The sequence below is a fragment of the Streptomyces sp. NPDC096013 genome (assembly GCF_044763565.1).
Taxonomy (GTDB): Bacteria; Actinomycetota; Actinomycetes; order Streptomycetales; family Streptomycetaceae; genus Streptomyces.
The window spans coordinates 241,063-259,844 of the sequence record NZ_JBIWGK010000010.1; the positions used below are offsets into that span (position 1 = coordinate 241,063).

General features: G+C 66.9%; 26 protein-coding genes and 1 pseudogene. 25 read left to right on the top strand and 2 right to left on the bottom strand.

What is annotated here, in order from left to right; genetic code table 11:
- Positions 1-12 precede the first annotated feature (12 nt).
- The 4 genes from ACIRB1_RS30950 to ACIRB1_RS30965 all read left to right on the top strand — a co-directional run bounded on the left by ACIRB1_RS30950 (position 13) and on the right by ACIRB1_RS30965 (position 6,201).
- Positions 13-3,153: a glycosyl hydrolase 115 family protein gene (locus ACIRB1_RS30950; RefSeq protein WP_403467726.1), complete on the top strand. Its 3,141-nt coding sequence runs from the start codon at positions 13-15 to the stop codon at positions 3,151-3,153.
- 13 nt (positions 3,154-3,166) lie between these two features.
- A complete protein-coding gene (locus tag ACIRB1_RS30955) occupies positions 3,167-3,559 on the top strand; it encodes a hypothetical protein (RefSeq protein ID WP_352184886.1) in 393 nt (130 codons plus the stop codon).
- A gap of 75 nt (positions 3,560-3,634) precedes the next feature.
- Complete coding sequence (locus ACIRB1_RS30960) at positions 3,635-5,650, top strand: hypothetical protein (protein ID WP_403467727.1); 2,016 nt, start codon at positions 3,635-3,637, stop codon at positions 5,648-5,650.
- Positions 5,647-6,201 (top strand): hypothetical protein, encoded by a 555-nt coding sequence (locus ACIRB1_RS30965; protein WP_403467728.1) that lies wholly within the window; start codon positions 5,647-5,649, stop codon positions 6,199-6,201. Before ACIRB1_RS30960 ends, ACIRB1_RS30965 begins: the two co-directional genes overlap by 4 nt.
- Position 6,202: 1 nt before the next feature.
- On the opposite strand, the gene ACIRB1_RS30970 is transcribed toward ACIRB1_RS30965, so the two are convergent.
- A complete protein-coding gene (locus tag ACIRB1_RS30970) occupies positions 6,203-6,598 on the bottom strand; it encodes a hypothetical protein (RefSeq protein ID WP_403467729.1) in 396 nt (131 codons plus the stop codon).
- A gap of 408 nt (positions 6,599-7,006) precedes the next feature.
- Positions 7,007-8,089 (bottom strand): annotated as a pseudogene (locus tag ACIRB1_RS30975) (right-handed parallel beta-helix repeat-containing protein); the annotation flags it as partial.
- Between the two features lie 699 nt (positions 8,090-8,788).
- Here ACIRB1_RS30975 and rpsJ point away from each other — a divergent pair.
- The 21 genes from rpsJ (at position 8,789) to rplO (ending at position 18,638) form a co-directional block, all read left to right on the top strand.
- Entirely contained in the window at positions 8,789-9,097 is a 309-nt protein-coding gene (rpsJ, locus tag ACIRB1_RS30980; RefSeq protein WP_003948644.1) for a 30S ribosomal protein S10, read from the top strand.
- Positions 9,098-9,114: 17 nt separating this feature from the next.
- Complete coding sequence (gene rplC / locus ACIRB1_RS30985) at positions 9,115-9,759, top strand: 50S ribosomal protein L3 (RefSeq protein WP_019072287.1); 645 nt, start codon at positions 9,115-9,117, stop codon at positions 9,757-9,759.
- Positions 9,760-9,764: 5 nt separating this feature from the next.
- Complete coding sequence (gene rplD, locus ACIRB1_RS30990) at positions 9,765-10,421, top strand: 50S ribosomal protein L4 (RefSeq protein WP_328831004.1); 657 nt, start codon at positions 9,765-9,767, stop codon at positions 10,419-10,421.
- Positions 10,421-10,840 (top strand): 50S ribosomal protein L23, encoded by a 420-nt coding sequence (gene rplW / locus ACIRB1_RS30995; RefSeq protein WP_266769358.1) that lies wholly within the window; start codon positions 10,421-10,423, stop codon positions 10,838-10,840. Before rplD ends, rplW begins: the two co-directional genes overlap by 1 nt.
- Before the next feature lie 38 nt (positions 10,841-10,878).
- A complete protein-coding gene (gene rplB, locus ACIRB1_RS31000) occupies positions 10,879-11,715 on the top strand; it encodes a 50S ribosomal protein L2 (protein ID WP_093824855.1) in 837 nt (278 codons plus the stop codon).
- Between the two features lie 12 nt (positions 11,716-11,727).
- On the top strand, positions 11,728-12,009 hold the full coding sequence (rpsS, locus tag ACIRB1_RS31005; RefSeq protein ID WP_019072284.1) for a 30S ribosomal protein S19: 282 nt from the start codon (positions 11,728-11,730) through the stop codon (positions 12,007-12,009).
- 40 nt (positions 12,010-12,049) lie between these two features.
- Complete coding sequence (gene rplV / locus ACIRB1_RS31010; RefSeq protein WP_003974262.1) at positions 12,050-12,397, top strand: 50S ribosomal protein L22; 348 nt, start codon at positions 12,050-12,052, stop codon at positions 12,395-12,397.
- Positions 12,397-13,263 carry a 30S ribosomal protein S3 gene (gene rpsC, locus ACIRB1_RS31015; protein ID WP_352184889.1) on the top strand — a complete coding sequence of 289 codons (867 nt, stop codon included), beginning with the start codon at positions 12,397-12,399 and terminating at the stop codon, positions 13,261-13,263. Before rplV ends, rpsC begins: the two co-directional genes overlap by 1 nt.
- 5 nt (positions 13,264-13,268) lie before the next feature.
- Positions 13,269-13,688 (top strand): 50S ribosomal protein L16, encoded by a 420-nt coding sequence (gene rplP / locus ACIRB1_RS31020; protein WP_010986348.1) that lies wholly within the window; start codon positions 13,269-13,271, stop codon positions 13,686-13,688.
- The gene (gene rpmC, locus ACIRB1_RS31025) at positions 13,688-13,912 is read left to right on the top strand and encodes a 50S ribosomal protein L29 (RefSeq protein WP_003998824.1); all 225 of its coding nucleotides are present in this window, start codon (positions 13,688-13,690) and stop codon (positions 13,910-13,912) included. The genes rplP and rpmC overlap by 1 nt, the downstream gene beginning before the upstream one ends.
- Positions 13,912-14,199, top strand: a complete 288-nt coding sequence (rpsQ, locus tag ACIRB1_RS31030; protein ID WP_019072282.1) for a 30S ribosomal protein S17 — start codon at positions 13,912-13,914, stop codon at positions 14,197-14,199. Before rpmC ends, rpsQ begins: the two co-directional genes overlap by 1 nt.
- A gap of 126 nt (positions 14,200-14,325) precedes the next feature.
- Positions 14,326-14,694, top strand: coding sequence for a 50S ribosomal protein L14 (rplN, locus tag ACIRB1_RS31035; protein ID WP_003998823.1), 369 nt, complete (start codon positions 14,326-14,328; stop codon positions 14,692-14,694).
- Positions 14,695-14,696: 2 nt separating this feature from the next.
- Positions 14,697-15,020 (top strand): 50S ribosomal protein L24, encoded by a 324-nt coding sequence (gene rplX, locus ACIRB1_RS31040; RefSeq protein WP_019072281.1) that lies wholly within the window; start codon positions 14,697-14,699, stop codon positions 15,018-15,020.
- Entirely contained in the window at positions 15,020-15,577 is a 558-nt protein-coding gene (gene rplE / locus ACIRB1_RS31045; RefSeq protein WP_019072280.1) for a 50S ribosomal protein L5, read from the top strand. Before rplX ends, rplE begins: the two co-directional genes overlap by 1 nt.
- A 5-nt stretch (positions 15,578-15,582) precedes the next feature.
- On the top strand, positions 15,583-15,768 hold the full coding sequence (locus ACIRB1_RS31050; protein WP_003948630.1) for a type Z 30S ribosomal protein S14: 186 nt from the start codon (positions 15,583-15,585) through the stop codon (positions 15,766-15,768).
- A gap of 239 nt (positions 15,769-16,007) precedes the next feature.
- Positions 16,008-16,406, top strand: a complete 399-nt coding sequence (rpsH, locus tag ACIRB1_RS31055) for a 30S ribosomal protein S8 (protein ID WP_013001411.1) — start codon at positions 16,008-16,010, stop codon at positions 16,404-16,406.
- A gap of 22 nt (positions 16,407-16,428) precedes the next feature.
- Positions 16,429-16,968, top strand: coding sequence for a 50S ribosomal protein L6 (gene rplF, locus ACIRB1_RS31060; protein ID WP_318018230.1), 540 nt, complete (start codon positions 16,429-16,431; stop codon positions 16,966-16,968).
- A gap of 3 nt (positions 16,969-16,971) precedes the next feature.
- Entirely contained in the window at positions 16,972-17,355 is a 384-nt protein-coding gene (gene rplR / locus ACIRB1_RS31065; protein ID WP_019055526.1) for a 50S ribosomal protein L18, read from the top strand.
- A gap of 37 nt (positions 17,356-17,392) precedes the next feature.
- A complete protein-coding gene (rpsE, locus tag ACIRB1_RS31070; RefSeq protein WP_006376045.1) occupies positions 17,393-17,998 on the top strand; it encodes a 30S ribosomal protein S5 in 606 nt (201 codons plus the stop codon).
- Positions 17,998-18,180: a 50S ribosomal protein L30 gene (rpmD, locus tag ACIRB1_RS31075; protein ID WP_006376032.1), complete on the top strand. Its 183-nt coding sequence runs from the start codon at positions 17,998-18,000 to the stop codon at positions 18,178-18,180. The genes rpsE and rpmD overlap by 1 nt, the downstream gene beginning before the upstream one ends.
- 2 nt (positions 18,181-18,182) lie before the next feature.
- The gene (gene rplO, locus ACIRB1_RS31080; protein WP_352184890.1) at positions 18,183-18,638 is read left to right on the top strand and encodes a 50S ribosomal protein L15; all 456 of its coding nucleotides are present in this window, start codon (positions 18,183-18,185) and stop codon (positions 18,636-18,638) included.
- Positions 18,639-18,782 lie beyond the last annotated feature (144 nt).

Consider the following 18,782-nt stretch of genomic DNA (forward strand, 5'->3'; position numbering starts at 1 on the left):
GAGGGGTGTGCCATGGCTGCGTCCGTCAGTCGAAGGGCCGTTCTGGGGGCGGGAGTCGCCGCGGTACCGGTGCTGTCGTCCGGAGTGACCTCGCCGGCGTCGGGGCCCCTGGACGCGGGTCCGTACCTCTCCTTCTCGCGTACGGCGGGTGCCTTCCCCCTGGTCGGCGCCCCGGTCGTGGTGGACCCCGGCGATCACCCCGGAGTCGTACGGGTGGCGGCGGACCTGAGGGACGACATCGAACGCGTCACCGGCATACGCCCCGGCGGCGCGCTCGCGCGTGAGCGTGACGTGGTGCTGGTCGGCACGATCGGGCGCAGCGCGCTGATCGACGGTCTGGTCGCCGCCGGGAAACTGGACGTGTCCGGGGTGCGGGGCCGGTGGGAGACCTCGCTTCAGACCGTGGTCGAGCGGCCGATGCCGGGGGTGGAGCGGGCGTTCGTCATCGCGGGGAGCGACCCGCGCGGCACGATCTTCGGTGCCTACGACGTCTCGTACGGCATCGGGGTCTCGCCCTGGCACTGGTGGGACGACGTGCCGCCGGCGCACCGCGACGAGGTGTGGGTGCGGCCGGGGCGGTACTCGCAGGGGACGCCGGTGGTGAAGTACCGCGGCTTCTTCATCAACGACGAGAACCCGGCGCTGGGGACCTGGGCGCCAGAGTACTTCGGTCCCGGCAAGGCGCCGGGGTATCCGGGCGGCTTCACCGCGGACTTCTACGGCAAGGTCTTCGAGGTGCTGCTGCGGCTGAAGGGGAACTACCTCTGGCCGGCGGTGTGGGGCCGGGCGTTCGCGGAGGACGACCCGGAGAACCACCGGCGGGCCTCGGAGTACGGGATTGTCATGGGCACGTCGCACGAGGCGCCCATGATGCGGGGCATCGAGGAGTGGAACCGGCACGCCGTGGCCGCCGTCCGGGACTCCTCCGGTGCGATCGTGACCCCGGGGCACGATCCGTACGGCGGCACGGGGGAGTGGTCGTACCGCCTCAACTCCCAGGCGATACGCGCCTATTGGCGGGCCGGAGTACAGCGCATGGTCGACCAGGGCTTCGAGGGCGTCGTCACGCTCGGCATGCGCGGCAACGGCGACACCAGCCTCCCCGACGGCGACGGCATCGAGCTGATGCAGGAGATCATCGCGGCACAGCGGCAGATCATCGAGGAGGTGACGGGACGGCCCGCGGCGGACACCCCGCAGGTGTGGACGCTCTACAAGGAGGTGCAGCGGTACTGGGACCGGGGGTTGAGGGCACCGGACGACGTCACGGTGGTCCTCACGGACGACAACTGGGGGAACATCCGTAAGCACCCGGAAGCCGCGGACGCCGACCGGGCCGGCGGCTTCGGCCTGTACTACCACTTCGACTACGTGGGCGCCGGGCGGAACTACAAGTGGGTGGACACGGCGAACCTGCGGAACGTGTGGGAGCAGCTGCACGCGGCGCACGCGTACGGGAACCACGGGCTGTGGGTCGCGAACGTCGGCGACCTGAAGGGGAACGAACTGCCGACCGAGTTTTTCCTCGACTACGCCTGGAACCCGGCGGACTGGGATGCCGACGACCTTCCGGCCTGGGAACTCCGTTACGCCCGGCAGAACTTCGGCGCCGGACAGGCCGAGGAGATCGCCTCGGTCCTCGCCGCGTACGGACACTTGCAGGCGCGCCGCAAACCGGAGCTGCTGAACCGGCGGATCACGCTCGTCGACGGCCGGGTGGTCACCGACGACCAGCAGACCCCCTTCGCCTTCGGACACCGGGAGTTGGAGCGGGTCACGGAGGAGTGGCGGGAGCTGGGACGCCGGGCCGAGCGCATCGGCCGACGGCTGCCGGCCGGGGTGCGGGACGCGTGGTTCGAACTCGTCGGCTACGAGGTCCAGGCCACCGCCAACCTCTACGGGCTGCGCGCGGCCGAGTTCACGAACCTGCTCTACGCGGCCCAGGGCCGGGCCGCCACGAACGACCTCGCGGAGGCGGCGGAAGCGGGACTGGAGACGGACTTCGCGCTGGCCGACCGCTTCAACTCGGCGGTGGCGAACGGGAAATGGCGGGGTTTCCAGACCCAGCCGCACATCGACTACGGGGATGTGGAGCGGTACGGGCCCAACGCCGGGTGGCAGCAGCCGGAGAAGGACAACGTGGCGTTGCCGGATGTGCTGTTCCCGGCGGTGCGGCGGATCGAGGTGCCGGAGGCGGCGGAGCTCGGGGTGGCGGTGGACGGCTCGGAGGCGGCGTGGCCCGCCGAGCCGGGTGCCGGGGCGGCCGTACTGCCGACGTTCAGTCCGTATCAGACGCGGCCGCAGCAGTTCGTCGAGGTGTTCAACCGGGGGCGTACCGCCTTCGACTACCGGATCGAGGCGTCGGTGCCGTGGCTGACCGTGGACCGGCCGCGGGGACGGGTCGAGCGGCAGGTGCGGGTCGAGGTACGGGTGGACTGGGCGAAGGCACCGGCCGGACGGGCCGAGGGGGAGCTGACGGTGACCGGCGCCGGGGGATCGGTCACGGTCGGCTGCGTCGCCGAGCGGCCGTCGGGGCGGGGAATGCGGGGGTTCGTGGAGGCGGGCGGGTACGTCGCGATCGACGGCGAGCACTACGACCGGGCGGTCGGCGGGTGGCGCCGTATCGAGGGCATCGGGCGGACCGGCGCGGGAATGACACCGTGGCCGGTGACGCTGCCCCGGCAGACGCCGGGCGGGGTGGGGTCGCCGCGGCTGGAGTACGAGGTGACGCTGCTGACGCCGGGTTCCGGGGTGTCCGGGGTGTCAGGGGTGTCAGGGGCATCCGGGGTTTCCACGGCGTCCAGGACTTCCGGGGTTTCCGGGGGCGAGGTGACGGTGTGGGTGTACCTGTCACCGCGTAACCCTGCGTTGCAGACGGGCGGCCTACGCTACGGCGTCTCCCTCGACGCCGGTCCGATCCAGACCGTCGACATCACCATCGGCGCAGATGACGGGCTGTTGAACGACGTGTGGGCCCGCCACACCTCCGACAACGTCAACGCGACGGCGACGAAACACTCCGTGACGAAGGCCGGGGTCCACCGGTTGAAGTTCTGGATGGTGGACCCGACGGTGGTGCTGCAGCGGCTCGTGATCGACACGGGGGGTCTGCCGGCGCTGTACCTGGGGCCGTTGGAGAGTCGGCGGGTGTAGCGAGGAGACCTCAGTGGGCGGGCCGAGTGTGTCGAGCGTGTCGGGTGTGCCGAGCGAACCGGGCGTCTCGGCAACGAGGAAGCTGGCGTCCTCACCGGGTGAGAAACGGGCGGCGGCGCGGGCGATCGAGGACCACATCGAACCCGGTACGCGGGCGGCGGGGCGATGGGCTGACGACGAACACGACGCCGCCGTACGGGAGTTCGCCGCGCGGGACGGGGACGGGTGGGTGACTTCGGGGGCGCTGAAGAAGGCACACGGGGCGTGGGCGGACCAGGTACGGAACCTGATGGACCGGCTGGGCGCGGAGAAGGACGCGTTGCGGAGCGGGAACGCGGTGCTGACGAGCACGGATCTGGCGGTGGGGTCGGCGGTGCGGGAGCGGTCGTCGTTGGACACGTACTGAGACTCCAGGCTTCGAACTGCCGTCATCACAAGGACTATTGGGGCAACCGGGCGCATGCCGACGTATCACGAGATCATGACCACCGACCTCGCCGCGCTGACCACCGCGGCCGAGCGCTGGGACGGCATGGCGGGCGAGTTCGAGAAACAGGAGACGGCGTACCGGCGGGATGTGCACGGCATCTCGATGGGCACGTCGTGGACAGGGCTCAGCGCCGACGCGGCGAGCGTCCGCTTCGACACCACGCTGAAGGAGTTCCAGTACGCCCAGACGGAGGCCAAGGGCATCGCCTCGCTGCTGCGGGACGCGCACGACCGGTTCGTGGAGTTACGGAGCCGGGTGGTGGCGGCCCGGTGGGACGCGGTCCGAGCGGGCATGCGGGTCTCCGACTCGGGCGTGGTGAGCCCGGGTTCGGACCAGCCGGACACCCCCGGCGACCCCAAGGCCGTAGAGCCGTGGCAGGAGCGGATCACCAAGGCGGTGCGCGATGTGACGGACGCGGACGAAGGGGTCCGGGTCGCGTTGGCGGGGGTGGTGGTCGACTCCGAACTGCTGGCCGGTGGGCGGGGGTTCAACGGCCGGGCGGTGGGTGACGTCGAGGTGTACGAGGCGGTGGAGGCGGAGGGGTACCTGCGGAAACTGAGCGGGGGAGGTGACTTGACGGCACCTCAACTCGCTGAGCTGGAACGGTCGTTCCGTGACAACGCCGAGGACGAGAGGTTCTCGCGGATGGTCCTGGACGACCTCGGCACCGCCGGCACGCTCAAGCTCACCAACGAGCTGAACGACCGTATCCACGTCCAGGGCGGGGCGGGGACCGGCTCGTACTCGGCGATCGAGACGGGTCTGGCGAACGCGCTCGCCACGGCGACGAAGGACACGAAGTCGGCGTGGTACCGGAAGTGGCGGGCCGGGATGCGGCACGCGGGCGTCGAGCACTACGCCACGGACGCGCAGGGCCTCCACCTGGACAAGGCGGTCGGCTATCAGTCCCTCGTCACGCTGATGCGGCAGGGGCACGGTTACTCCCCGGGGATGGTCGAGGATCTCACCGGGGACATGATCGCGGCGGAGAAGAAGCATCCCGGGATCTGGCGGGTGAAGGGCACGTATGCCGGGGCGGACGGTGGCTGGTTCGCCAACGACCCCGTCGACGGCATGCTCGGCATCATGAGCCGTGACCCCGCGGAGGCCGCGCGCTATCTGCATTCCGACGTCCACATGAAGTACCTCATGAAGGACCGCGACTGGAATGTCACCCTGAACGACGAGGGGGTTTCCAAGGGCGGCCACCATGTGCCCCGGCTGGACGGGGACGACCGGGCCGGATTCGGGGCGGCGTTGCAGGCGGGGGCCACGGGGATTGATCCTGCGGATCCGGGCGGGGTGCGTCAGGGGGACCGGGCCACGCAGGACGCGGTGTTCAAGTCGGCGCTCACGTATCTCTCGGACAGCGGGGATGAGTTCCCGCCTTCGTTGCGGGGGCCGATGGCGAACGTGCTTATCAATCACGGGGATACGGTGCATGCGGCCATGGGTGAAGTCGCCGTGGCTAAGTCGCCCTTGGATCAGCATCAGCTCTTCGAGGTTGTGAAGCAGGTGTCCAAGGACGAGGGGGCGTACGGCACGTTGAACGGCGGGATGAACCAGGCCATGGTGTCGGCCATTCACAAGGATCACTCGGACTCGGCTGATTCTCTTATCCGAGCTGGCCGGACCGTGGGCTTCCTGGAGGAGGGGCGTTTGCAGGCTGCGGGCGACCCGAAGGTTGCTGAGTTCGAGACCAAGCCGTTCTTCGACAAGGCGATCAGCTACATCCCTGTGGTCAGTGGTGATGTGCAGACGGGGTTCGACTACGTGACCGATCAATGGCTCGCGGACGAACAGAAGAGGCTCGATGACAAGCAGGCGGATAAGAACGTCCAGGACTATTCCAAGAGGAACGGCCAATTGATGGCTCTCGCAGGAGAGTGGAGAAAGCTGCACCCGGTGAAGGGTGGTTCGTACTTCAACCCCGAAGAGCAGATCAGCAGGTCCTCTCGGGACGGGATTGCGCAGGCAACAGGAGTGTCTGGAGAGCAATCCAGGTGAACGTCCGCATGTGCCTGGCCGCTTTGACGCTTGCCGCCCTTGTGGTGTCCTGTGGGACCTCCACTGATCGCGAAGTACCGCAGGTGATTTGCGGTACACGTATCGATCCAGCCCTCACTCAGCCGCTCGTGAAGAATGAGAAAGGTTTCCACGAGTTCACCCGAGTCGAACGCTCCGAGGCGATCTCTGCACCCTGCGCATTGTTGGAGGGGAGCGACCCGGTCCTTGAGTTCCGTTTCTCGTGGGAAGAAACCGAAGCAGATCTCATGTACCTGGCGTTGGACGCTGGAACCGTTTCACGCATCACGGAACCCCGCACCATCAACTTCACCTACAAGACAATCGTCGGCACCGACGGAGCCATCTCGACCACCCCCTGCAAAACCAACGGCGGCGACTACTTCACCCTCACCCTCCAAGTCCCCCAAATCCCCCTCACGGACCAGACCCACCGCAAGGACATCGAGAAGTTCATGCGGGCCTACTTCCCGGCGACGCTCAAGACCCTGGGGTGCGGAGCCCACGCGGCCCCGCACCCCTCCGGGAGTTGAGCTACGACGCCACGCGGTAGCTGATCACCTCACCGGGCTGTGTCCTGAACTCCAGGCGGAAGCGGGTGTTGTCCCGCACGTTGGTGGACAGGGTCGTCCAGCCCGGATACGGCAGCAGCTTCCACGCACTGCAGCCGATCGTCGAACCGTTGGCCCGCTCCAGGCAGGAGCGGGCATCCGTCTGGTAGCGGACGTACGTGAGGCGCACGTTGATGTCCGCGCACCGGTTGGTCGTGTAGTACGGCCCGACCGCGTTGAAGCCGTACCGCAGCCCGATGGTCGCCGACCGGGCACCCCCGTAACAGCTGGTCGCCGCGGAACTGACTCCCGCGCTCGGTCCCGACATTCCCCCCAAGGCCATGGCTGCCACAAGAGCGATCTTCGCCCACTTGCGCATACACACCTCCATCGACAGACCGGATTATTCGGTCGATGGGCACATTAAATTACTCATCTTGTGCTTTGCGGGTGGATGTAAAGAAGTGCCATCAAGGGGTCAACAGGAGGCCCCACCCTGTCCGTTGGTGTCCGGCGGGACGGGCCTTGTCGGTCAGTGTTGTTCAGTGGTCCGCGTCGGCGTGCGCGCCCCGCGGGGCATTTCCACCGCGTGCCCGAACGCCGAATCCCGCCCCGCCGCGAACTCCCCCTTCGTAAACACGGGGCGATTCGGGTCGTGCCCTCGGGAAGCCGGCGGCGAGGGGCTTGATGCCGACGCGGGCGCCTGCGGGGCGGGACTGGCATGGACGCCGAGGCCGATCAACTGGACCGACTTCGTGGCGTACAGCGTTCTAATAGGGGCCATCCCCTACGGGTTCACCACCGTCCCCCCGAACGTCACCCTCAACGTCCCGCTCGACGTGAACGACCAGCCCAGCGCGCCGCTGTACGACGCGCACCGGGACCCGTTCGTCCCGGTCCAGAACTGGTTCGAGCTGTCCGCGTCGCCCACTGTCTTGTCGTTCGAGCCGCTGACCGCGAACCGGCACGACGTGTTCGTACGGAACACCGACGTCCCCTTGTCGAAGGAGAAGTTGCGTTCCGCGTTGTCGATGCCGACGTTGTTGGAGACCGTCATCGTGCCCGGGTTGCTGTTGTAGGTGAACCCGTGATGGCCGTTGCCGTAGGCGATGTCGTGCCGGACGACGTGGTTGACCGCGATGTCGTCGCCGCCGAGCTTGTAGCCGTTGCGGTCGCCGTCGCCGCTCTGGCTGCCGTCGGTGAGGGTGCCGTTGCCGTAGGAGAGGCTGTATTCGATGGTCACGGGGCCGATCGCTCCCGTGTCCGTCTTGGTGTAGAGGTCCCAGCCGTCGTCGATGTTGTTGTGGGAGACGTCGTAGCGGAAGACGTTCCCCGTACCGGTCGTCAGCTTCGCCGCGAAGCCGTCCGCGTCCTCGCCGTCCGAGTCGGCGTTGTCGTGCGACTCGGAACTGACCACCAGGTTGTTCGAGGGCCAGGACGAGCTCGGCGTGCTGGAGGAGATGCGGCCCAGCTGGAGGCCCGTGTCGCGGTTGTGCGACGTCACCGTGCGCTCGATGACGTTGTTGCTGCCTCCGACGTAGATCCCGTTGTCGCCCGCGTGCGACACCGTGAGGCCGTAGACGTGCCAGTAGTTGGCGTACAGCTGGAGCCCGCGGTTGGACGAACTCTCGCTCTGGGCGGAGAAGTCGAGGACCGGTGCCTCGCCGTTGTAGGCGGTGAGCGTGGTGCGGGCGGACGCCGTGCCGTCCGCGCCCGCCGGGATCGTGATCGTCGAGCTGTTGGCGTACGTCCCGCCGCGCAGGTAGATCGTGCCGCCGGGCGCGATGCGGCTGATCGCGGTGGCGAGGGTGGTGGGGGCGGAGAGGGTGCCGGCCGCGCTCGCGGTGCCGGTCGGTGACACGTACTGCGTGGCGCTCGCGGCCTGTGCGGGGGTGCCGGACAGGGCGACGAGTGTGCCGGCCATCAGGCCGACGCACGCGATGACTGGTCTCGCTTGCATCGTTCTGCCTCCAGGGTCGTCCCATGACCAGGGAATCCAGGGTTCCGTGCAGGAGCTCCATGCGATGGAAAGCGCTTTCCGGCGCTCCGTCAGCGAACGTAAGCGCTTGCTATGGGCGCGTCAAGATGCGCGTACTTGATTCCTGTTCACGGAGATGAACTCGCGGGAGGGCGTCGCTGGCGCGTGTGTTTGACCTGCGTCACTCCGGGGGTAATCTCTACGCCCCGATTGGCCAGCCGCCTGCGCCATATGGCAGACTGTCGGAGTTGCTCGGTCGAGTGTTGATGCTGCGCGCCTCCCGTCGGGAGGACCGGAAGCGAGTCCCACGGTACTCGTCGTCCCAACTGCCTCACGGCAGCGCTGGGACGGACGTACGGGAATCTTTCGGGAAGTGTCAGTGCGGCGCCGGCCAGGCACCCGGTGGGCTTCTTCGCCCTCGGCTTGCGGTTCCGGAAGGGCCGTGCTTTCCCAGCAGGGAAGTTCCGTATATGGGACTTCTGTGTCGGTGAGAGCGCGACACACCCGACCGCGTGGGTCGGAGGAATCGAAGTGAGCAGAAGGGCATACCGGGGTGCAGAGCGTTACTAGAGACAGGACTACTGAGTAGCCATGGCGGGACAGAAGATCCGCATCCGGCTCAAGGCCTACGACCACGAGGTCATCGACTCCTCGGCGAAGAAGATCGTCGAGACGGTGACGCGCACTGGTGCGTCGGTCGCGGGCCCGGTGCCGCTGCCCACTGAGAAGAACGTGTACTGCGTCATCAAGTCGCCGCACAAGTACAAGGACTCGCGCGAGCACTTCGAGATGCGCACGCACAAGCGCCTGATCGACATCCTCGACCCCACCCCCAAGACCGTTGACTCTCTGATGCGACTCGACCTCCCGGCCGGTGTCGACATCGAGATCAAGCTCTAGGGGTCGGTGAGCTGAAGATGGCAAAGCAGATCAAGGGCATCCTGGGCGAGAAGCTCGGCATGACGCAGGTGTGGGACGAGAACAACCGTGTTGTTCCGGTCACCGTCGTCAAGGCCGGCCCGAACGTCGTGACCCAGGTCCGTACGAATGACTCCGACGGCTACGAGTCGGTCCAGATCGCCTTCGGCGAGATCGACCCGCGCAAGGTGAACAAGCCCCTCAAGGGCCACTTCGCCAAGGCCGATGTCACCCCCCGTCGTCACCTCGTCGAGATCCGTACCGCTGACGCCAGCGAGTACACCCTCGGCCAGGAGATCACCGCCGCGACCTTCGAGGCCGGCGTCAAGGTGGACGTGACCGGCAAGAGCAAGGGCAAGGGCTTCGCCGGTGTCATGAAGCGTCACAACTTCAAGGGCCTCGGCGCCGGACACGGCACCCAGCGCAAGCACCGCTCTCCCGGCTCCATCGGTGGCTGTGCCACCCCGGGCCGTGTGTTCAAGGGCCTCCGCATGGCGGGTCGTATGGGCAACGAGCGGGTCACCACCCAGAACCTGACCGTTCACGCCGTTGACGCGGAGAAGGGCCTGCTCCTCATCAAGGGCGCGGTTCCTGGTCCGAACGGCGGCCTCGTCCTGGTCCGCACCGCGGCCAAGGGGGCCTGAGGACTATGAGCACCATTGACATTCTGTCGCCCTCCGGCGACACCGCCGGGACTGTAGAGCTCCCGGCCGAGATCTTCGACGTCGAGAAGATCAGCATCCCGCTGCTTCACCAGGTCGTCGTCGCGCAGCTGGCCGCCGCCCGTCAGGGCACGCACAAGGTCAAGCGTCGTGGCGAGGTCCGCGGTGGTGGTAAGAAGCCGTACCGCCAGAAGGGCACCGGCCGCGCCCGTCAGGGTTCGACCCGCGCCCCGCAGTTCGCCGGCGGTGGCGTCGTGCACGGCCCGACGCCGCGCGACTACTCGCAGCGGACCCCGAAGAAGATGAAGGCCGCGGCCCTGCGCCACGCCCTCACCGACCGGGCCCGCAACGCTCGCATCCACGTCGTCACCGGCGTGATCGAGGGCGAGACCCCCTCCACCAAGGCCGCCAAGAGCTTCCTCGGCAAGGTCAGCGAGCGCAAGAACGTGCTCCTGGTCATCGAGCGCTCCGACGAGGCCGCGCTGCTTTCCGCGCGCAACCTGCCCCAGGTCCACATCCTGGAGCCGGGCCAGCTGAACACGTACGACGTACTCGTCTCGGACGACGTGGTCTTCACCCAGGCCGCTTTCGAGTCCTTCGTGTCTGGCCCCCAGGCCGCTGACACCGAAGGGAGCGAAGCCTGATGGCTACGCGTCACCCGAGCATTGCCTCCAAGGCGGCCAAGGCCGCCAAGGCCGCGCGCGTCGCCAAGGCGAAGCGTCACGAGGCCGAGGGCAAGAACACTGTCGAGACGCCGATCAGCAAGTCGTTCACGGACCCCCGTGACGTGCTGCTGAAGCCGGTCGTCTCGGAGAAGAGCTACGCGCTTCTCGACGAGGGCAAGTACACCTTCATCGTGGCCCCGGGCGCCAACAAGACCCAGATCAAGCAGGCCGTCCAGGCGGTCTTCTCGGTCAAGGTCACCGGGGTCAACACGATCAACCGCCAGGGCAAGCGCAAGCGCACCAAGACCGGTTTCGGTCAGCGCGCGGGCTCCAAGCGCGCGATCGTGACCCTCGCTGAGGGCGACCGTATCGACATCTTCGGCGGTCCGTCCGCGTAAGCGGGTCGGATCGTCCGATATCGGACGAGGACTGAGAAATGGGAATCCGCAAGTACAAGCCGACTACGCCGGGCCGTCGTGGCTCCAGCGTCGCCGACTTCGTCGAGGTCACGCGGTCCACGCCGGAGAAGTCGCTGGTCCGCCCGCTGCACAGCAAGGGCGGCCGTAACAACGCCGGTCGTGTGACCGTTCGCCACCAGGGTGGCGGACACAAGCGCGCCTACCGAGTCATCGACTTCCGTCGCCATGACAAGGACGGCGTGCCGGCGAAGGTCGCGCACATCGAGTACGACCCCAACCGCACCGCGCGCATCGCGCTGCTGCACTACGCGGACGGCGAGAAGCGCTACATCCTCGCCCCCCGCAACCTGTCGCAGGGCGACCGCGTCGAGAACGGTCCCGGGGCCGACATCAAGCCGGGCAACAACCTGGCGCTCCGCAACATCCCGGTCGGTACCACGATCCACGCGATCGAGCTCCGTCCCGGTGGCGGCGCCAAGTTCGCCCGCTCCGCCGGTGCCTCCGTGCAGCTGCTCGCGAAGGAGGGCTCGATGGCCCACCTCCGCATGCCCTCCGGTGAGATCCGCCTGGTCGACCAGCGCTGCCGCGCCACGGTCGGCGAGGTCGGCAACGCCGAGCAGAGCAACATCAACTGGGGCAAGGCCGGCCGCAAGCGCTGGCTGGGCGTCCGCCCGACCGTCCGCGGTGTGGCGATGAACCCGGTCGACCACCCGCACGGTGGTGGTGAGGGCAAGACCTCCGGTGGTCGCCACCCGGTCTCCCCGTGGGGTCAGAAGGAGGGTCGTACTCGTTCGCCGAAGAAGGCTTCGAACAAGTACATCGTCCGCCGCCGCAAGACGAACAAGAAGCGCTAGGAGCGGGTTTAGATGCCGCGCAGTCTCAAGAAGGGGCCCTTCGTCGACGGACACCTCATCAAGAAGGTGGACGCCCAGAACGAAGCCGGTTCCAAGAACGTCATCAAGACCTGGTCCCGCCGCTCGATGATCGTCCCGGCCATGCTCGGCCACACGATCGCGGTGCACAACGGCAAGACCCACATCCCGGTGTTTGTCACCGAGTCGATGGTCGGCCACAAGCTCGGCGAGTTCTCGCCGACGCGCACCTTCCGGGGTCACGTCAAGGACGACCGGAAGTCGAAGCGCCGCTAGCGCGGGGTGAACGACCATGACAAACACTGAAGGGACAACCATGGAAGCCAGGGCCCAGGCGCGGTACATCCGCGTCACGCCCATGAAGGCCCGCCGAGTGGTGGACCTCATCCGTGGCATGGACGCCACGGAGGCTCAGGCGGTCCTGCGTTTCGCCCCGCAGGCCGCGAGCGTGCCGGTGGGCAAGGTGCTGGACAGCGCCATTGCCAACGCCGCGCACAACTACGACCACACCGACGCCGACAGCCTCTTCATTTCCGAGGCGTACGTCGACGAGGGTCCGACCCTGAAGCGGTTCCGGCCGCGCGCCCAGGGCCGTGCCTACCGGATCCGCAAGCGGACCAGCCACATCACCGTGGTCGTCAGCAGCAAGGAAGGAACCCGGTAATGGGCCAGAAGGTTAACCCGCACGGGTTCCGGCTCGGCATCACCACGGACTTCAAGTCCCGGTGGTACGCCGACAAGCTGTACAAGGACTACGTCAAGGAAGACGTCGCCATCCGTCGGATGATGACGTCCGGCATGGAGCGCGCCGGCATCTCGAAGGTGGAGATCGAGCGCACCCGTGACCGCGTGCGTGTGGACATCCACACCGCTCGTCCGGGCATCGTCATCGGCCGCCGTGGCGCCGAGGCCGACCGCATCCGCGGCGACCTCGAGAAGCTCACGGGCAAGCAGGTCCAGCTGAACATCCTCGAGGTCAAGAACCCCGAGACGGATGCCCAGCTGGTCGCGCAGGCCGTCGCCGAGCAGCTCTCCTCCCGCGTCTCCTTCCGCCGCGCCATGCGTAAGAGCATGCAGTCGGCGATGAAGGCCGGCGCCAAGGGCATCAAGATCCAGTGCGGCGGTCGCCTCGGCGGCGCCGAGATGTCCCGCTCGGAGTTCTACCGCGAGGGCCGCGTGCCCCTGCACACGCTCCGCGCGAACGTGGACTACGGCTTCTTCGAGGCCAAGACGACCTTCGGCCGTATCGGTGTGAAGGTCTGGATCTACAAGGGCGACGTCAAGAACATCGCCGAGGTCCGCGCCGAGAACGCCGCTGCCCGTGCGGGTAACCGCCCGGCGCGCGGTGGCGGCGCGGGCGGCGACCGCCCGGCCCGCGGCGGTGGCCGCGGTGGCGAGCGTGGCGGCCGCGGCCGCAAGCCGCAGCAGCAGTCCGCGCCGGCTGCCGAGGCCCCCAAGGCCGAGGCTCCCGCCGCCGCTGCCGCTCCGGCTGAGGCGCCGTCCTCTTCTACTGGCGGAACGGAGGCCTGACCGAAATGCTGATCCCCCGTAGGGTCAAGCACCGCAAGCAGCACCACCCCAAGCGTCGTGGTCAGGCCAAGGGCGGTACGCAGGTTTCGTTCGGCGAGTACGGCATTCAGGCCCTCACGCCGGCGTACGTGACGAACCGCCAGATCGAGGCCGCCCGTATCGCGATGACCCGCCACATCAAGCGTGGCGGCAAGGTCTGGATCAACATCTACCCGGACCGCCCGCTCACGAAGAAGCCTGCCGAGACCCGCATGGGTTCCGGTAAGGGTTCTCCCGAGTGGTGGATCGCGAACGTGCACCCGGGACGGGTCATGTTCGAGCTGTCCTACCCCAACGAGAAGATCGCCCGTGAGGCCCTCACTCGCGCAGCGCACAAGCTGCCGATGAAGTGCCGGATCGTCAAGCGCGAGGCAGGTGAAGCGTGATGTCGGCCGGTACCAAGGCGTCCGAGCTGCGCGAACTGGGTGACGAGGAGCTTCTCGCGAAGCTCCGCGAAGCCAAGGAAGAGCTGTTCAACCTCCGCTTCCAGGCGGCGACCGGTCAGCTCGAGAACCACGGTCGGCTCAAGGCCGTCCGCAAGGACATCGCGCGGATCTACACCCTGATGCGTGAGCGCGAGCTGGGCATCGAGACGGTGGAGAGCGCCTGATGAGCGAGAGCAACGTGACTGAAGAGCAGACCGCATCCCGCGGCTTCCGCAAGACCCGTGAGGGTCTCGTCGTCAGCGACAAGATGGACAAGACCGTCGTCGTCGCCGTCGAGGACCGCGTGAAGCACGCGCTGTACGGCAAGGTCATCCGCCGTACGAACAAGCTCAAGGCCCACGACGAGCAGAACGCCGCAGGCGTCGGCGACCGCGTCCTCCTCATGGAGACGCGCCCGCTGTCCGCGACGAAGCGCTGGCGCATCGTCGAGATCCTCGAGAAGGCCAAGTAGGTAATTCCCGCAAGGGAATTCCACGTAATGCAGCCTGCGGGCAATCCCGCAGGACAGTTCCGCCAGGCTCCAGGGGCCGTTCACTGAACGGCCCCTGGGGAACCGGCAGACGATCAGGAGATAGACGTGATCCAGCAGGAGTCGCGACTGCGCGTCGCCGACAACACTGGTGCGAAGGAAATCCTTTGCATCCGTGTGCTCGGTGGCTCCGGTCGCCGCTACGCGGGCATCGGTGACGTCATCGTCGCCACCGTCAAGGACGCGATCCCCGGTGGCAACGTGAAGAAGGGTGACGTCGTCAAGGCCGTCATCGTTCGCACCGTCAAGGAGCGCCGCCGTCCGGACGGCTCGTACATCCGCTTCGACGAGAACGCCGCCGTCATTCTGAAGAACGACGGCGACCCTCGCGGCACCCGCATCTTCGGCCCGGTCGGGCGCGAGCTGCGCGAGAAGAAGTTCATGAAGATCATCTCGCTGGCTCCGGAGGTGCTGTAAGCATGAAGATCAAGAAGGGTGACACGGTTCAGGTCATCACCGGCAAGGACAAGGGCAAGCAGGGCAAGGTCATTGCCGCTTACCCGCGCGACGAGCGCGTCCTGGTCGAGGGTGTGAACCGGGTCAAGAAGCACACCAAGGCAGGCCCCACCGCCAAGGGTTCGCAGGCCGGTGGCATCGTCACGACCGAGGCGCCGATCCACGTCTCCAACGTCCAGCTGGTCGTTGAGAAGGACGGCAACAAGGTCGTCACGCGTGTCGGCTACCGCTTCGACGACGAGGGCAACAAGGTTCGCGTTGCCAAGCGGACGGGTGAGGACATCTGATGACTACCACCACCACTCCGCGTCTCAAGACGAAGTACCGCGAGGAGATCGCGGGCAAGCTGCGTGAGGAGTTCTCCTACGAGAACGTCATGCAGATCCCCGGCCTCGTCAAGATCGTGGTGAACATGGGTGTCGGCGACGCCGCCCGTGACTCCAAGCTCATGGACGGTGCCGTCCGTGACCTGACCACGATCACCGGTCAGAAGCCGGCCATCACCAAGGCCCGCAAGTCCATCGCGCAGTTCAAGCTGCGCGAGGGTCAGCCGATCGGTGCCCACGTCACGCTCCGTGGCGACCGCATGTGGGAGTTCCTGGACCGCACCCTGTCGCTCGCGCTTCCGCGCATCCGCGACTTCCGTGGTCTGTCTCCCAAGCAGTTCGACGGTCGTGGCAACTACACCTTCGGTCTCACCGAGCAGGTCATGTTCCACGAGATCGACCAGGACAAGATCGACCGCGTCCGGGGTATGGACATCACCGTGGTGACCACGGCGACCAACGACGCCGAAGGCCGTGCCCTTCTCCGTCACCTCGGCTTCCCCTTCAAGGAGGCGTAAGCGAGATGGCGAAGAAGGCTCTGATTGCCAAGGCTGCTCGTAAGCCCAAGTTCGGTGTGCGTGGCTACACCCGCTGCCAGCGCTGCGGCCGCCCGCACTCCGTGTACCGCAAGTTCGGCCTCTGCCGTGTGTGCCTTCGTGAGATGGCTCACCGTGGCGAGCTGCCGGGCGTGACCAAGAGCTCCTGGTAGTCCGGTAGTTCCGGACTCCCGAAGCTCTCGGTAAGCACAGGGCACGGTCAGGTGCCCACCCCTCCATGGCGTAGGCTGGGAGGGTTGGGCGCCTGACTGCCGCCCATACGCACGCGGACCCTGTCCGCTAATGAATGCTTACTACGCCGTAGGTCCACCGCACCGCACCCGCCTCGTCTCGGATCGAGGAGAGGGATGGGCACCTGGAAACCCCGGCGAGAGAGGCCGAAGGCCAATTCATGACCATGACTGATCCGATCGCAGACATGCTTACGCGTCTGCGGAACGCGAACTCGGCATACCACGACTCCGTGACGATGCCGGCATCGAAGATCAAGTCGCACATCGCGGAGATCCTCCAGCAGGAGGGCTTCATCACGGGCTGGAAGGTCGAGGACGCCGAGGTCGGCAAGAACCTCGTTCTCGAGCTGAAGTTCGGCCCGAACCGTGAGCGCTCCATCGCGGGCATCAAGCGGATCTCCAAGCCCGGTCTCCGGGTGTACGCGAAGTCCACCTCCCTGCCCAAGGTGCTCGGTGGCCTCGGCGTGGCGATCATCTCCACGTCGCACGGTCTCCTCACCGACAAGCAGGCCGGCAAGAAGGGCGTAGGCGGAGAAGTTCTCGCCTACGTCTGGTAGCGGAAGGGAAACGGAAGAAGCTATGTCGCGTATTGGCAAGCTCCCCATCACGGTTCCCGCCGGCGTGGACGTCACCATCGACGGCCGTACGGTCTCGGTCAAGGGCCCCAAGGGCACCCTGACCCACACCGTCGCAGCGCCGATCGACATCGCCAAGGGTGAGGACGGCGTGCTGAGCGTCACCCGCCCCAACGACGAGCGTCAGAACAAGGCCTTGCACGGCCTGTCCCGCACGCTGGTGGCGAACATGATCACCGGCGTGACCGAGGGTTACGTGAAGAAGCTCGAAATCAGTGGTGTCGGTTACCGCGTAGCGGCCAAGGGTTCGAACCTCGAGTTCGCTCTCGGCTACAGCCACTCGATCACCGTCGAGGCGCCCGAGGGCATCTCGTTCAAGGTCGAGAACCCGACGCACTTCTCGGTCGAGGGCATCGACAAGCAGAAGGTCGGCGAGGTTGCGGCCAACATCCGCAAGCTGCGCAAGCCCGACCCGTACAAGGCCAAGGGCGTCAAGTACGAGGGCGAAGTCATCCGGCGCAAGGTCGGAAAGGCGGGTAAGTAAGCCATGGCATACGGTACGAAGATCGCTAAGGGCGACGCTTACAAGCGTGCTGCCATCAAGCGTCGTCACATCCGCATCCGGAAGCACATTTCCGGTACGGCTGAGCGTCCGCGCCTGGTCGTGACCCGCTCCAACCGCCACATCGTGGCCCAGGTCATCGACGACATCAAGGGTCACACCCTGGCGTCGGCGTCGACCCTGGACACCTCGATCCGCGGCGGCGAGAGCGACAAGTCCGCGCAGGCCAAGTCGGTCGGCGCCCTGGTCGCCGAGCGCGCCAAGGCCGCCGGTGTCGAGGCTGTCGTATTCGACCGTGGCGGCAATCAGTACGCGGGGCGCATCGCCGCCCTGGCGGACGCCGCCCGCGAAGCCGGACTGAAGTTCTAGTCGCTTCCGTAGCTAGCGGAAAGAGAGAGGTAATCCAATGGCTGGACCCCAGCGCCGTGGAAGCGGTGCCGGTGGCGGCGAGCGGCGGGACCGGAAGGGCCGTGACGGCGGCGCTGCTGCCGCCGAGAAGACCGCGTACGTTGAGCGCGTAGTCGCGATCAACCGCGTCGCCAAGGTTGTCAAGGGTGGTCGTCGCTTCAGCTTCACCGCGCTCGTCGTGGTGGGCGACGGTGACGGCACCGTCGGTGTCGGTTACGGCAAGGCCAAGGAGGTGCCGGCCGCGATCGCCAAGGGTGTTGAAGAGGCCAAGAAGCACTTCTTCAAGGTCCCCCGTATCCAGGGCACCATCCCGCACCCGATCACGGGTGAGAAGGCCGCGGGCGTCGTCCTGCTCAAGCCTGCTTCCCCCGGTACCGGCGTTATCGCCGGTGGCCCGGTGCGTGCGGTACTCGAGTGCGCCGGCGTTCACGACATCCTGTCGAAGTCGCTCGGCTCGTCCAACGCGATCAACATCGTGCACGCGACCGTGGCGGCCCTCAAGGGCCTGCAGCGTCCCGAGGAGATCGCGGCCCGCCGCGGTCTGCCCCTCGAGGACGTCGCCCCCGCGGCTCTCCTTCGTGCACGTGCCGGGGCGGGTGCGTAATGGCTCGCCTCAAGGTCACACAGACGAAGTCGTACATCGGCAGCAAGCAGAACCACCGTGACACTCTGCGGTCCCTTGGTCTCAAGGGGATCAACACCGTGGTCGTCAAGGAGGACCGCCCCGAGTTCCGCGGAATGGTGCACACCGTCCGCCACCTCGTGACGGTTGAGGAGGTCGACTGATCATGGCGGACAATAACCCGCTCAAGATCCACAACCTCCGTCCCGCCCCGGGCGCCAAGACCGCCAAGACCCGTGTGGGTCGTGGTGAGGCGTCGAAGGGTAAGACGGCCGGTCGTGGAACCAAGGGCACGAAGGCCCGTTACCAGGTTCCGGAGCGCTTCGAGGGTGGCCAGATGCCCCTCCACATGCGTCTCCCGAAGCTGAAGGGTTTCCGTAACCCGTTCAAGACCGAGTTCCAGGTCGTCAACCTCGACAAGCTGGGCGCGCTGTACCCCGAGGGTGGCGAGGTCACCGTAGAGGGTCTCGTCGCCAAGGGTGCCGTTCGCAAGAACAGCCTCGTCAAGGTGCTCGGCCAGGGCGAGATCTCCGTGGCGCTGCAGGTGACGGTGGACGCCGTCTCCGGTTCCGCCAAGGAGAAGATCACCGCCGCAGGCGGTACCGTCACCGAGCTCGTCTGAGCGCGATGACATAAGCGATCCCGACCGGGGATACCCCATAACGGGGTATCCCCGGTTGGTCGTTCCACGGGGGCAGTGTCGCCGGTAAGGTGGCCTGCACTGTTCTTATTCGTCGAACCTCAAGACCGTCACCCTTGACGCACG